The 12696-nt window shown below is 40.9% G+C and carries 15 protein-coding genes and 2 pseudogenes; 7 read left to right on the top strand and 10 right to left on the bottom strand.

What is annotated here, in order from left to right; genetic code table 11:
• Positions 1-90: 90 nt before the first annotated feature.
• The 3 genes and pseudogenes from M5V91_RS04105 to M5V91_RS04095 all read right to left on the bottom strand — a co-directional run bounded on the left by M5V91_RS04105 (position 91) and on the right by M5V91_RS04095 (position 3125).
• On the bottom strand, positions 91-708 hold the full coding sequence (locus M5V91_RS04105; protein WP_009333712.1) for a hypothetical protein: 618 nt from the start codon (positions 706-708) through the stop codon (positions 91-93).
• A gap of 270 nt (positions 709-978) precedes the next feature.
• The gene (locus tag M5V91_RS04100; RefSeq protein WP_026041781.1) at positions 979-1485 is read right to left on the bottom strand and encodes a DUF3189 family protein; all 507 of its coding nucleotides are present in this window, start codon (positions 1483-1485) and stop codon (positions 979-981) included.
• Positions 1486-1690: 205 nt separating this feature from the next.
• Positions 1691-3125: pseudogene (locus M5V91_RS04095) on the bottom strand (glycoside hydrolase family 1 protein).
• A gap of 231 nt (positions 3126-3356) precedes the next feature.
• Between M5V91_RS04095 and M5V91_RS04090 the strand changes: the two are divergent.
• The 3 genes and pseudogenes from M5V91_RS04090 (at position 3357) to M5V91_RS04080 (ending at position 5899) form a co-directional block, all read left to right on the top strand.
• The gene (locus M5V91_RS04090) at positions 3357-4082 is read left to right on the top strand and encodes a MurR/RpiR family transcriptional regulator (protein ID WP_009333709.1); all 726 of its coding nucleotides are present in this window, start codon (positions 3357-3359) and stop codon (positions 4080-4082) included.
• A gap of 63 nt (positions 4083-4145) precedes the next feature.
• A complete protein-coding gene (locus tag M5V91_RS04085; RefSeq protein WP_009333708.1) occupies positions 4146-4529 on the top strand; it encodes a VOC family protein in 384 nt (127 codons plus the stop codon).
• 223 nt (positions 4530-4752) lie between these two features.
• Positions 4753-5899, top strand: a pseudogene (locus M5V91_RS04080) (Bcr/CflA family efflux MFS transporter).
• Positions 5900-5931: 32 nt separating this feature from the next.
• Here the strand turns inward: M5V91_RS04080 and M5V91_RS04075 are convergent.
• Both M5V91_RS04075 and M5V91_RS04070 read right to left on the bottom strand, forming a co-directional pair.
• The gene (locus M5V91_RS04075) at positions 5932-6273 is read right to left on the bottom strand and encodes an avidin-fold protein (protein WP_217025537.1); all 342 of its coding nucleotides are present in this window, start codon (positions 6271-6273) and stop codon (positions 5932-5934) included.
• Positions 6274-6341: 68 nt separating this feature from the next.
• Positions 6342-6884, bottom strand: coding sequence for a GNAT family N-acetyltransferase (locus M5V91_RS04070; protein WP_009333705.1), 543 nt, complete (start codon positions 6882-6884; stop codon positions 6342-6344).
• A 145-nt stretch (positions 6885-7029) separates the two neighbouring features.
• On the opposite strand from M5V91_RS04070, the gene M5V91_RS04065 reads away from it, so the two are divergent.
• The 4 genes from M5V91_RS04065 to M5V91_RS04050 all read left to right on the top strand — a co-directional run bounded on the left by M5V91_RS04065 (position 7030) and on the right by M5V91_RS04050 (position 9558).
• Complete coding sequence (locus M5V91_RS04065; protein WP_284521735.1) at positions 7030-7182, top strand: hypothetical protein; 153 nt, start codon at positions 7030-7032, stop codon at positions 7180-7182.
• A 20-nt stretch (positions 7183-7202) separates the two neighbouring features.
• On the top strand, positions 7203-7589 hold the full coding sequence (locus M5V91_RS04060; protein ID WP_284521734.1) for a hypothetical protein: 387 nt from the start codon (positions 7203-7205) through the stop codon (positions 7587-7589).
• Positions 7586-8455, top strand: coding sequence for a vWA domain-containing protein (locus M5V91_RS04055; RefSeq protein WP_284521733.1), 870 nt, complete (start codon positions 7586-7588; stop codon positions 8453-8455). Before M5V91_RS04060 ends, M5V91_RS04055 begins: the two co-directional genes overlap by 4 nt.
• 146 nt (positions 8456-8601) lie before the next feature.
• Complete coding sequence (locus M5V91_RS04050; protein ID WP_251267105.1) at positions 8602-9558, top strand: 3-oxoacyl-ACP synthase III family protein; 957 nt, start codon at positions 8602-8604, stop codon at positions 9556-9558.
• Between the two features lie 53 nt (positions 9559-9611).
• Here M5V91_RS04050 and M5V91_RS04045 read toward each other — a convergent pair whose 3' ends face one another.
• From M5V91_RS04045 to M5V91_RS04020, 5 genes are all read right to left on the bottom strand, one after another.
• Positions 9612-9812: a hypothetical protein gene (locus tag M5V91_RS04045; protein WP_251267106.1), complete on the bottom strand. Its 201-nt coding sequence runs from the start codon at positions 9810-9812 to the stop codon at positions 9612-9614.
• A gap of 413 nt (positions 9813-10225) precedes the next feature.
• On the bottom strand, positions 10226-10435 hold the full coding sequence (locus tag M5V91_RS04035; RefSeq protein WP_284521732.1) for a hypothetical protein: 210 nt from the start codon (positions 10433-10435) through the stop codon (positions 10226-10228).
• A 2-nt stretch (positions 10436-10437) separates the two neighbouring features.
• Entirely contained in the window at positions 10438-10734 is a 297-nt protein-coding gene (locus tag M5V91_RS04030; RefSeq protein ID WP_284521731.1) for a hypothetical protein, read from the bottom strand.
• Positions 10731-11204 carry a hypothetical protein gene (locus M5V91_RS04025; protein ID WP_217025533.1) on the bottom strand — a complete coding sequence of 158 codons (474 nt, stop codon included), beginning with the start codon at positions 11202-11204 and terminating at the stop codon, positions 10731-10733. Before M5V91_RS04025 ends, M5V91_RS04030 begins: the two co-directional genes overlap by 4 nt.
• Before the next feature lie 470 nt (positions 11205-11674).
• Positions 11675-12637, bottom strand: a complete 963-nt coding sequence (locus tag M5V91_RS04020) for a LacI family DNA-binding transcriptional regulator (protein WP_019382698.1) — start codon at positions 12635-12637, stop codon at positions 11675-11677.
• Positions 12638-12696 lie beyond the last annotated feature (59 nt).

Genomic DNA, 12696 nt, shown 5'->3' with positions numbered 1-12696 from the left:
CTTTCCCATTTGGGGAAGGCCTTTTTGCTGTATAATCTAATACCTATAAAGGAAAAAGGACCACCGTCTCCTGATGATCCTTCCTGAGGTTTAATGATTTTTCCCATTGTTTTCTTTGTCTTCTTTTCCTTTGCTAACCCGATTACTCTCAGCTTTTTCTTTTGCGGCTTGGGAAACCTGCTGGCCATGGTTAAGTGTTTTTGCAGCAGGATTTATTATGCTTCCTCCTCCCGTGCCAGAGGCAGGTGTGTTTGGATCTTGTGTGCTGGTCTCAGGTTTTGATGCTTCAGTTGTTGTCTTGCTTCCCGCAGGTGCAGAGGCAGGCTCCGGTGCCGAAGGTTTTTCGTTTGAGACAGATACAGCTTTTGAAACAGGATTTACAGCAGGTTTCCGATTGGATTTTTCGGTATTCGTATGAACAGCAACAATCATCTTATCGCTATTCTTTTCCTTTTTTAATGATTCTTCAAAATCAGGAGCATCTTCTGTAACCGTTTTTTGTTTCGCATTCTCTTGCACAGCCAGTATGTTTGCTTCTGACTTTTCATCAATTTGTCTGTTTACTTCAGATTTTTGTTGAATACCTGATAAAACAGAAGAGTGTTCCTCTGAAAAAAGTTTAGTAGCTTTCAGCATGCCATTGGCAACAGAAAACGTTATAGCCCCTGCAAATACCATGGCAAGGGCCCCCTTAGCTGGTGATTTCATATTTTTCCCCTCGAGACTTTTGATTGATTATATTCAAAGAATACGAAGGAGATTCTTTATATTATGGGGGTTTAATAATACTTTTTATTATTTGCTTACTCCTGCAAAACTAACATTCCATAAGTTTTTAAGAGCTGTTAGAGCTGCTGCTGGAAATTTTAAGACCGACAGACTGATACTATATTTATATTAAGAAACTAGGCTTTTTCTGTCCGGATAGTTACCTGCAAAAGAAAAGAACCATCTGAATATCAGGGTGGTTCTTACTGTCTATGCCTGAAACTCCTTATTATCAATTTTAATTATAGCAGAATTAGAACCGGCGGCAATTTTTTTCGTTTCGTTCACCAGCTCCAGAATATTTCCGCTGCATTTCTGTGCTCCTTTAATAACCAGTGGAGTCCCTAATCTGTCCAGTCCTAAGCCTTTGGATATGAATCCACCTATAGTCAGAGAAAGCGGTACTGCAGGTGAAGTATCAGAGAGGACGATTTTATCATTAATTCCTTTATGACTATTTAATAAATGGCAAAAATGATGCAGTGTTTCAACTGCCAGCTTAGAAGATCTTCTTCCAAGGGTGTACACCGGATTTCCTTCCTCATCTTCACCATGAAAAATAAATTTTCCTGCATCTTTCTTTGTCAATTTATTAAAATACGGCAGCTCACTTATTTCTTCTTTTTCGAGTTTGCGGTGACGAATGATTTTTAGATGGTATGCCGCTGCCAGAGATGTTGTATGAGTTCCCCCAAAATCATGGTAGATATAAATCACCTGCTTCATCTCCCTATTCATTAGACTTCCTGAACACCAGGATTATTTATTAGCTCCTCTGAAATATCATTTTCCTGGACTTAATTCATATTTTACTCCATAAAGATTTTTTCATTAGTTCATGTGTAAATTTCTCATAATAACACCTGCACATTTAACTTTCTAAACAAGTAAAGACTGCCCTCAGGCAGCCCGCTTAAATATTCTATAGTTTTTCTCCGTTTGACTCGATCACATCTTTATACCAATAAAAAGACTTCTTCTTTTTCCGTTCCAATGTTCCACTGCCATCATCATGCTTGTCCACATAAATATAGCCATAGCGTTTTGAAAATTCGCCTGTTGACATGCTGACCATATCGATGCAGCCCCAGCTTGTATAGCCCATTAGCTCGACGCCATCCTCTATAGCTTCACCCATTGCTTTTATATGCTCGCGAAGATAGTCAATCCGATAGTCGTCATGGATGCTGCCGTCCTCTTCTTCCTTGTCATAGGCCCCAAGTCCGTTTTCTACGACAAATAGCGGTTTCTGATAGCGATCATATAACTTGTTCAAGCTGATCCTCAAACCTTCAGGGTCGATTTCCCAGCCCCAGTCACTTGTTTCAAGAAAGGGATTTCTAACCCCGCCAATGATGTTCCCTTCCGATGAGTCTGCATCTGATTTAACCTTCTTTTCGGTGCGGGACATATAATAGCTGAAGCCAATATAATCAACAGTGCCGTCCTTCAACAAATCCAGGTCGCCTTCCTGTATGTCCAGGCTGATATGATGTTCCTTAAAGTACCTTTTAATAAAAGCCGGATATTCCCCGCGAACCTGTACATCACCACAAAAGTAATTGAAAAGCTGCTCTTCCTGCAGGGCATACATGACATTTTCCGGGTTGCTGTCATAAGCATACACAGGCGCAAATAGAAGCATGCAGCCAATTTTTGACTCAGGAATGAGCTCATGACATGCCTTAACCGCGATTGCGCTTGCGACCAATTGATGGTGATAGGCCTGGAAGGTCGGCTGGTATTTATCTTCTTCAGTTTGATAGGAAAAGCCGAGCCCATTAATCGGCATGACCAATCCGCTATTGATTTCATTAAAAGTCATCCAGTACTTTACTTTATCTTTATACCGGCCCAAAATCGCTTTAGCATACCTCTCAAAGAAACTGACAACTTTGCGGTTTCTCCACCCACCATACTCTTTTACTAAATGAACAGGCATTTCATAATGGGAAATCGTTACAACCGGCTCAATTCCATATTTCTGCAATTTATCAAAAACACGATCATAAAAAGCAAGTCCTTCTTCATTTGGCTCCGACTCATCACCATTAGGAAAAATGCGGGTCCAGGCTATCGACAATCGGAATGCCTTGAAGCCCATTTCGGCAAATAAGGCAATATCTTCTTCATATCGATGATAGAAATCGATTGCTTCATGATTGGGATAAAAAAAGATCCTCATGAATTTCGAAGTCAAACCCAGGCTTCATTAAGATATTGTATCTTTCTTTTCCTCCGGGAAGGACATCCGCAATATTCAAGCCTTTATTCCCTTCCTTATATCCGCCTTCAATTTGGTTCGCTGCAGTGGCGCCGCCCCACAAAAAACCTTTAGGAAAATCGTATTTTTTCATTTCATTACCTCCAATACCTGCTATTTTTTAATATTTGTTTAAATGGAGTTTTTATGTTACCCGAAAAGGGATATAGAAGAAGCTTAAAGCGAGTCGAAGGGTATGTAAATAAATAGAGTTAATTAAGTCTTGTTTAACGGCATTTTGATATTTGTTACATAAAAGTAACGTATTGTTTCTCCTTGTGATAAAATAAGCCTATCTATTTTTTCAACGGAGGATTACTGAATCATGTTTTCAAATGAAATCATCGCATCTTTCAATGATTTAGAAACATCCATATATCATTACATCTGTCAAAACAAAGAAAAGATTCCTTATATGCGGATTCGTGAACTTGCAGATGAAACCCATGTTTCGACGGCCACCATCCTGCGGTTCTGCAGGAAGCTGAATTGTGAGGGTTTCACTGAATTTAAGATAAAGTTTAAATTATATTTGCAGGAAAATAAAAAGACCTCTATAAAAGGTTCCAAGCAATCCATCGTCGAGTTTTTCGAGCGAACGCTAAGAGGTGATTTAGACGAAAAAATCATCGAGGCAGCAGAACTTATAAATACGGCAGATAACATTATATTTATAGGGATCGGAAGCTCAGGCATACTGGCTGAATACGGAGCCAGATATTTCTCGAGTCTTGGCAAGTTTTCACTGTATATCAAGGATCCCCATTTTCCGATCCATTCCAGCATCCGCAGCAGCAGTGTCACGATTGCCTTATCTGTCTCAGGGGAAACTCCTTTTACAGTCACCCATCTTAACCAGCTGAAGCAGGAAGGCAGTAAAATCATCAGCATCACAAACAGCCGGCTTTCAACAATTGCGAAAGTTTCAGATTTGAATATCGCCTATTATGTGACAGAGGAAACGTTTGAGCAGTCCAATATTACGACTCAAGTTCCAGTTGTGTACATTTTGGAAGCTGTCGCCAGGGAAATACACAGGCTGAACCCTTAAATTAAAGGAGATTTCCTGCGTATGGAGAATTGGTAAAATAATCACAATGAAAGCGGTGAGTATATGAAATCAATTGCTTCCCCGATTGCAGGCAAAGTGAACAATGTTTTTATTCATGTCAGCGACCTGGAAAAGTCGGCTGAATGGTATAGCACACTGCTTGGATTGCCTTTTCATAAGGGTTCAGTAGAATCCCCGGTATACAACATTCCTGTCACCTCTGAAACCGGTCTTACACTGGATGACCACACCTTTGATCCAGCCTTTACCTTAAATCCTTCCGGTCACGTTTTATTTAATTTCTTCGTCCAGGATATTGATGAGGCATACACGTTTGTTAAAGATCAGGGAATCACCATTGTAAAGGAAATTGAGCGTATTGGAGATTTTGCCTATTTCAACTTTCAGGACTTGGATGGAAATGTATTGATGATCTGCAATTGTTAATGATTAAATCTGTGGCTATTCCGCCATGGATTTTTTTATTTACAGCATTCTCCGCTGGACATCCCCCTGCACCTGGCGTATACTAGCCATATTTATGTAAAAGATTAACAGCTTCATAGAAAGAAAGGTGTTTAACATGATTCACAACCCTACTGGAAAAGAGAGGCTTGCGCTGGCATTTCTCCTCAGCATGCTTGGAATATTGGGGCCATTTAATATTGATATGTATTTGCCAGGCTTCCCAGAAATCGCTGATGATTTCAGTGCCCGGGCTTCACTTGTTCAGATGAGTTTAACAGCCTGCTTGATTGGACTTGCGGCTGGACAGGTTATTGTCGGACCGCTCAGTGATTCCCATGGAAGAAGAAAGCCTCTTCTTATCGGGATCTCTCTTTGCCGTATCTTCCCTTTTATGCGCCATTTCACCAAATATCGGAGCCTTTATTGCAGCCCGATTTCTGCAGGGATTAACCGCCTCTGCTGGAATTGTCCTATCCCGGGCAGTTGTCCGTGATGTGTTCAGCGGTAAAGAGCTCACGAAGTTTTTTGCCTTGCTTATGGTCATTAATGCAACAGCTCCGATGATCGCACCAATGACAGGCGGTGCCCTGCTTCTGATTCCTTTCGCAAGCTGGGAAACCATATTTTATTTTCTAAGCTTTTTGGGATTATTTATTACCATTGTGATCTATTTCCGATTAAAAGAAACCCTTCCTCCAGAAAAAAGGGTCCCAAGCTCCATTGGAAATTCCGTTAAAAGCATGGGGGGCCTTTTCAGGGACCGTTCCTTCATCGGGTATGCCCTTATCGTAGGATTTATACATGGTGGAAGCTTTGCTTATGTTTCGGGGACACCTTTTGTCTATCAGGGGATTTATGGTGTATCGCCTCAGGTGTTCAGCATCCTGTTTGGCATTAATGGATTGGCCATCATTACGGGGAGTTTTCTAATTGGCCGCCTGGCAGGTGTCATTCCGGAAAGAAGCCTGCTCCGGACAGCCGTCTGCCTTGCCGTCAGTGCCACTTCGTTACTTTTAATCATGACCATCATTAATGGTCCGCTATTCATGCTTGTCATTCCGATCTTTATCTATATGACTTCAATGGGAATGATCATTACCAGCTCGTTTACATTGGCCATGAAAAATCAGGGGCATCGTGCCGGCAGTGCCAGCGCCGTTATTGGAATGCTTCCTTTAGTGCTGGGTTCTGCTGTTTCCCCTTTGGTGAGCATTGATGAAACCACTGCGGTACCAATGGGTGCCATATTGTTTATTACATCATTCATCGGCTTTGTTTTCTTCTTCACTTTAACGAAAGAAAAAACAAAAAGAAGCAGACAGAACCTGAAGCTGCATGCGGAGGGATAATTCCCTCCGGCTCCCATGCCGCCTATTAAACTTTAATTTTTTACTTCCTCGATAATCGAATGACCTTCCGTCCCTTCATCATCCTGCCATTGCCATTTTTCATATAGCCTGATGCGGCCGTCTTGCAGCTTTTCAGGTTTTGAATGACATTTTCCTCCGCGTATTTCATATTTGTTATTCACATGGTTATATCTAAATTCTAAACTGCCATCTTCATTTACAATTCCAATAAGTGTCCCCTGAATAATCTCTCCCCCGCCATAATCAGCAGATATAATGTTTCCCTCCTGTTTATACTGAAAAAAGGTTTTTGATGATACTTCACCATTCTCAGTATTTTGAACAGAAACAAAGGTACGGCCATTGTAGTTCATAAAAATAATCCTCCCAGCAGATTGGTTTTTTCACTCAAACTCAATATGTATTCCTAACTCCAGCCCTTCTACAAATCCCCTTTTAAAATAGAGTACATATACAAATCATCAAATTTTCCATTTGTATATTCATAGTGCCTCAGCAAACCTTCTCTCGTGAATCCCTGCCTTTCAACCAGCTTCTGGGATGAGAGATTTTTAGGTTCTATCAGGGCCTCAATCCTTTCAAGCTCAAGGTGTTCAAATCCGAATTTTAAAACTCTCTCAAGAGCTTCATTGGCAATCCCTTTTCCCCAATGCTCTCTGCTTAATTCATAACCGACTTCACTTCGGAAATGTCTGGGATTCCTGTTTAGGAAACCGCAGCTCCCTATGACCTTCCCGGAATCCTTTAGGGTTATGCCCCAGCGCATTCCAGTGCGATTTTTGTAAATGGATTTATACCACTTTATTTCATCCAGCACCTCTTCGACAGATTCACAGGCCGAGATTCCCATATGCTTTACAACCAGTTGATCTGACAGGTATACAAACATATCTTTTGCATCTTCTTCAGTTGCTTCTCTTAAAATTAATCTTTCTGTTTCAAGGATCGGAAATACTGTTTCCAACGGATTGCCTCCTTTGCATTATATCTTCCTTCAACTATACCAAAATGCTGTAAAAAAATCCTATCATATGGAAATTACTTCAAACCCAGCTTTATCCATGTTAAACTCTATTATTAGTAAAACTTAAATAAAGAGGAGAATTTATGTGAAACGTTATGCGTTATGGCTGCTGTTTGCCGCATTGATTCTTTCAGCATGCAGCAATGACAAAGAGAAAGCGGAAGCGGAAGCTGATTCATCAGGTAAAGAAGAACAAAAACAAGAAGACAAGGAAGAAAAAAGCAGGAAAGCATTTTAGCAGAATCTGAGAATATTAATTTGGAGGTTTCAGAAGAAAGCCTGCTGAAATTGACCCCTGGAACACTAATGGAAGGGCTCACATACGAGAAGGACATTGAGGCCATTGAATTCAATGTGCCTGAAACTGATCCTGAGCTTATAAGCAAGATGACCCCCAAACTTGAGGAGCTGACGAAAGAAGCCAAAGATACAGACTCGATTAAAAAAGGGCTTCTTTCCCTGTTGGCGAGTCCGAATTATAAAAACATCATTGAAAAGTCCAATTCCTACAAACCAGATTTTGAAGAGCCTTACCTGCCGGATCCCACTAAATCAGAACCTGGGGAAGAAAAAAGGCATCAGAACAGGCTATTATTCTTCTTGATGCCAGTTCAAGCATGCTGCTGCAGGCAGGCGGCAAAATGAAAATGGATATTGCTAAAAGTGCCGTAAAGAGTTTCGCCCAGACAATTGGCCAAAGCAGCGAAGTTTCCCTAGTTGTATATGGCCATAAAGGCTCTGAAGCGGACGCTGATAAAGAAATTTCCTGCTCAGGAGTAGAGGAAGTCTACCCGATGGGGAAATATTCCAAGAAAGAGTTCCACGAAGCAGTGGATTCATTTGAAAGCAAAGGCTGGACACCTCTTGCCGGTGCCATTCAAAAGGCTGCAGAAATGAGCAGCGGTTATGATGGATCCACAACGATCTACATTGTCAGTGACGGTGCCGAAACATGTGATGGCGACCCCGTCTCGGCCAGTAAAAACCTTGTAAAAAACAACAGCAGCAATAGTGTGAATATCATAGGGTTTGGTGTAGATGGAAAAGCCGAGAACCAATTAAAAGCAGTAGCCGAAGCCGGCAATGGGGAATATTTAAAAGCGGATAACCCGGATGAATTGAAAAACACGATCCAATACGAGTGGCTTCCTTCTGCCGGCGACCTGGCCTGGGCATTTACACTGTCGCCAAGCCCATGGGAAATGATGGATGAGTATGAACTCGGAGAAATTTATCCCCGCCAATTATTTACGATCGGCAGGCGTGAAGCACATCGAATCCTTGATGCTGTTACAGTCATGGGAGACAATGGCTGGATCACTGATGAGCAGCGATCAGAGCTACGTGATTGGGGCTATGAACGAAGCGAGCAAATGAAGGACCTCTATTTAGAACTCTATGAAAAAAACCGAAATACAGCTGAGGCGGAAAGTGATGAGATCAAGCTGAGAGTCGACGAATGGGTTGAAAAAATGAAGGCTCTAAAAAAAGAGCGCGGTGACATCTGGTAAAAGAACTTATGAAATGAAGATTGCTCAGGGCGAAATGCTCTGAGCATTTTTTTATAAAATTATAAAACTCTCAATATTGCAAAATTTGTCCAATTATGTGATAAAATGTAATGGTAAAAATTAACTCATCCGAGGAGGTCATTGCTTTGTTCAGTGCAGGTGTTTTAGGAATCGGTGTAAACATTCCAGAAAATATTATAACAAATGAGGTGATTGCCAGACGTTTCGGTATTACACAAGAAGAAATATGCAGAAAAACGGGCATACTGGAAAGACGCTACGAATCTCCAGACTCATCACTTACAGATATGTGCGAAATTGCTGGAAAACGTGCGATAGAAGACGCAGGGGTCAACCCGAAGGATATTGACATGGTCATTATTGGAACAAACACACATGACACCCACATTACGGCTGCGCTGGTTCAGGATAGAATCGGTGCTGCACATTGTGCAGGGCTGGACCTTCATTCAGGCTGTTCCAGCTTTATCACTGCCCTGGCAACCGGGGCCCAATTTGTTCAGACAGGATTGTATAAAAACGTATTAGTCATTGCTGTCGACAAATGCTCCTCCCTCTTGAATCCGATGGATAAAAAGACGGCGCTGCTGTTTTCAGATGGAGCTGCTGCTGTTGTCTTAGGGCAGGTGGATAAAAGCAATGGTATTCTCGGCATCCATATGCAAATGGATGGAAGCGGGGGAAAATATCTTCATCTTGATGAAAACAAGCACATCAAGATGGACGGAAGAGCCGTTTTTGAATTTGCAGTAGACAGATTTCCCAAAGCGGTTCATAAAGTTTTGGAACTCTCTGGCCTGAGCCTGCAAGAAGTGGATTTCATCATCCCTCACCAATCCAACTTGCGTATCATTGAAGCAGGTACAGCACGCCTCGGCTTTCCTATGGAAAAAGTTCATACCAAAACCATACAATATTACGGAAACTCTTCTGCACCTACGATAGCTATTGGGCTTCATGAAGAAGTGAAGGAAGGCAAAATAAAAGACGGGGATGTAGTTGTACTGGCTGGATATGGTGCAGGTCTCGGCTGGGGAGCCATTGTCATGCGCTGGGGTCAAACATCGAGAGTACTAATTTAAGGCCGCCTATACGGGGCTTTTTTATTATGTTACAGCACAATAAAGTGGAGGAATTAATCCTCTTTGGATGCATAACTGTGCATTAAAGTAAAATGCCTGTTCAGCTCGCTTTCATTAATGGAAATCCTGACCGCTAAGTCTTTTGTCCGCAAAACATACTCTTTAATGCCAATAAATTCAGATTCAGCAATCAGGTAAAAGTGCGTTCCCTTCTTTAATCCTTTAAAATGGTTCTTTAAATTATATTTTTTCATGATCTTATCTTGGTGCTCCTATAGCTTTTCAGATTAATTGAGATTGAATCTCTAGAATAGTTATTATACACCTTAGAATTTTAATTTTCCTGGTAAGCATTTTTCATAATTTAAAAAGACTTTTTAAAATTTTGAACTTATAAATTTTCTCGGCTTCTTCACGTACCCTTCAATGATAAGACCGCAGCTGGTGCAAATAAGATATTCAATATCAGAACCGATGCTCATCTTGTTGACAGGGAACATAACTCCATAACCCGAATGGTTCCCTTTCCCCAATTCACTAGATCCGCACTTAGGACATTTTTTTCTCCCATTCTGCTACTGATAATATTAAATACGAGCAGAAGCCGGAAAAGGTTTCATGAAAAACAGAAAATGCGGCCATCCCTGATGTGGCCGCCTTCATTTGTCTATTCTCCTGCTGAAAGCTGTTCTTTGGATTTGAGCACCTGGATATAAACTCCTGTCAGTGTTTGAGTCAGCAGAAAGATAGGAAAAGAGTGCGCGATCCGATACTCTTTCTGCAGGGTAATGATACCTGCAGCAGTTAACACCCATTGAAAGAAAACACCTGATAACGCCCATACCAAAACATATATAATGAATGTTTTTTTGCCCATCTTCATTTTTTCATAAAAATAAAAAAGAAGTAGCCGAATGGCGCGAATAATAAATAATAAAGAACATCTGTCACTTCATAATTATTTAAATCGTTTATCTTATAAAAATCAGTCCTGCCTCCGCCTATTGTGAAATCATATAGAATGCCAATGGACATTCCCCAAAGCAGGCTCAGGATTCTGATTTGTTTGGCCAGCTTATCCGGCCTTCTTATAAGTAAAAAATATACAAGATAGGCAGCAGCAGCAGTTAATAAGAGAAAGAGCTCATTGCCGCCGAAATCCTCCCATAATTTCATGCTTCGTTCACCCCTTTAGTTTTAAGCTGTCCAAAATACTTCAGCAGGGATTGAACCACTAAATGCAGGAGGAATAAATATATTATTTCATAACCGATATTCCACTTTCTATAATCCACAATGTCAAAATAAAGGGCAATCACCACTGCCAAAACAAGGAACAACACTGACAGGATGGTTTTAAAAATTTTTGAACCAAAGGAAGGCGCTGTCCTGAATAAATTCAGTGTGATAGCAACTGTGAGCGGAAGGGTTATACTTCTATGTATTAAGAACGCGGAATTATCTAAGATCTGCTCGGAAATCTTCGCCATATTCAACTCTTCATACACAATCCATGTAAAATTAATATTAATGACTAACGCCACCAAATAGACGAAGGTATTTTCAATAAATGTCAGATTTTTATTCATCGATGTAAACAGCATTAGCACCAGCCAGGCTAGAAAAACTATAAGTACAAATCCCATGTAACATCAGTCCCATACTTTTTTGTTAGTATTGGCTTGGAAATTGACAATTATTCTGATGGTTGTTTTGTGGTTCGACCCGTTCTATGGATTTCTCTCTCCCAGGGATTTCTTCTTCATCTGTCTGAAGATGTCCTATGTTCGGACTCACTCCCTCGGATTTCTTCTCCTTCTGTCTGAAGATGAGCCTTGTTCGGACTCATTCCCACGGGTTTTTTCTTCTCCTGTCCGAAGATGAGCCTTGTTCGGACTCATTCCATGGATTTCATCTCCTTCTGTCTGAAGATGTGCTATGTTCGGACTCGTTCCCTCGGATTACATCTTCTCCTGTCCGAAGATAAGCATTGTTCAGACTCATTTCATAAGACTTCTCTTTCAGCTGTCAGAATGGACACCCTCTGATATCTTTAAATTGCAAAAACAAATAAATAAAAAAACGGCTGAGGGCAGCCGCTTCAAACAACTTAATGCTATACGGTTTGCCGTTCGATCAGCTTCACCGATATCTCCTGATGTGTGTGCTTTTTACCATCAATCGCTTGAAGAAGCAGCTGCCTTCCCATTTGAACCAGCGGAATTTCAAGTGTTGTAATGTGCATGATTTTGGCTATTGGCTGGTTATCAAATCCCATGATTGCCAGATCATCCGGAATATGGATGCCGTTTTCCCTGCAGGAAGTTACTATTCCGGCAGCAGCAAAATCATTTGTTACCAGCAGAGCAGATGGGGGATTATCCATGTTCGATAATCGCCGGACCACTTCTTCGCCATGCTCAAAATGCAGACATTCATAGAAGATAAATTCTTCCTTATATGGTTCGTCAATTCGTTTTAAAAAATCAGCATAAGCCTTTCCGCGCTGCCTGCTGTTGGCACCAGTCTTTCTTCCAATGCAATACCCGATTTTCTGATGCCCTTTGTTATGCAGATACTCTAAAGCATTAGAGAAACTCATGTAATGGTCGATAAAAGTAGATGATACATTACGATTCCTCGCATCTTCACAGAGAACAATGGGGCCATACTCGGTAAACTGATTGATGACATCCCATTCGCAGATTCTGGAACAGATGATTAAAGAGTCGATTTGTTTATGCTGAAGCATTTTTAGAGCTTCAATCTCCCTGTCTTCCTCGTAATTTGTTTGAAAAAGAACTAATTTATAGTTGTTTTTCATGGCCTCATTTGCAATCCCTTCTACCAGCTGGCCGAAATAAGGATGATTGGTAAAAGGAACTACGACCCCTATAAGAAGTGTTTCCCCTTTACTTAAATGGACTGCATTAATATTTCGCTGATAATTGAATTCCTCCATCACCCGCAAGACAGCTTCCCTTTTATCCTCACTTACATAAGGATGATTATTCAGCACTCTGGATACGGTCGTAACTGAAACTCCTGCCTTTTTAGCGATGTCTTTTATATTTGCCATAAAACCACCTAATTTTTTTCATTTTTTCTTGCTATGAAATGCGTTTCATAATTTAAGCT

The organism is Cytobacillus pseudoceanisediminis, assembly GCF_023516215.1.
Lineage (GTDB): Bacteria > Bacillota > Bacilli > Bacillales > Cytobacillaceae > Cytobacillus > Cytobacillus pseudoceanisediminis.
Note: the sequence above shows the minus strand (reverse complement) of the source record. Positions and strands in the feature narration are given on the sequence as shown.

Excerpts from the sequence above, each read along its gene's own strand:
- M5V91_RS04030 (WP_284521731.1), bottom strand. The coding sequence starts at position 10,734 with ATGAAATTATGGGAGGATTTCGGCGGCAATGAGCTCTTTCTCTTATTA.
- M5V91_RS04020 (WP_019382698.1), bottom strand. The coding sequence starts at position 12,637 with ATGGCAAATATAAAAGACATCGCTAAAAAGGCAGGAGTTTCAGTTACG.
- M5V91_RS04085 (WP_009333708.1), top strand. The coding sequence starts at position 4,146 with ATGAAATCAATTGCTTCCCCGATTGCAGGCAAAGTGAACAATGTTTTT.
- M5V91_RS04090 (WP_009333709.1), top strand. The coding sequence starts at position 3,357 with ATGTTTTCAAATGAAATCATCGCATCTTTCAATGATTTAGAAACATCC.
- M5V91_RS04105 (WP_009333712.1), bottom strand. The coding sequence starts at position 708 with ATGAAATCACCAGCTAAGGGGGCCCTTGCCATGGTATTTGCAGGGGCT.
- M5V91_RS04045 (WP_251267106.1), bottom strand. The coding sequence starts at position 9,812 with ATGAAAAAATATAATTTAAAGAACCATTTTAAAGGATTAAAGAAGGGA.
- M5V91_RS04075 (WP_217025537.1), bottom strand. The coding sequence starts at position 6,273 with ATGAACTACAATGGCCGTACCTTTGTTTCTGTTCAAAATACTGAGAAT.
- M5V91_RS04055 (WP_284521733.1), top strand. The coding sequence starts at position 7,586 with ATGAAAATGGATATTGCTAAAAGTGCCGTAAAGAGTTTCGCCCAGACA.
- M5V91_RS04025 (WP_217025533.1), bottom strand. The coding sequence starts at position 11,204 with ATGGGATTTGTACTTATAGTTTTTCTAGCCTGGCTGGTGCTAATGCTG.
- M5V91_RS04035 (WP_284521732.1), bottom strand. The coding sequence starts at position 10,435 with ATGGGCAAAAAAACATTCATTATATATGTTTTGGTATGGGCGTTATCA.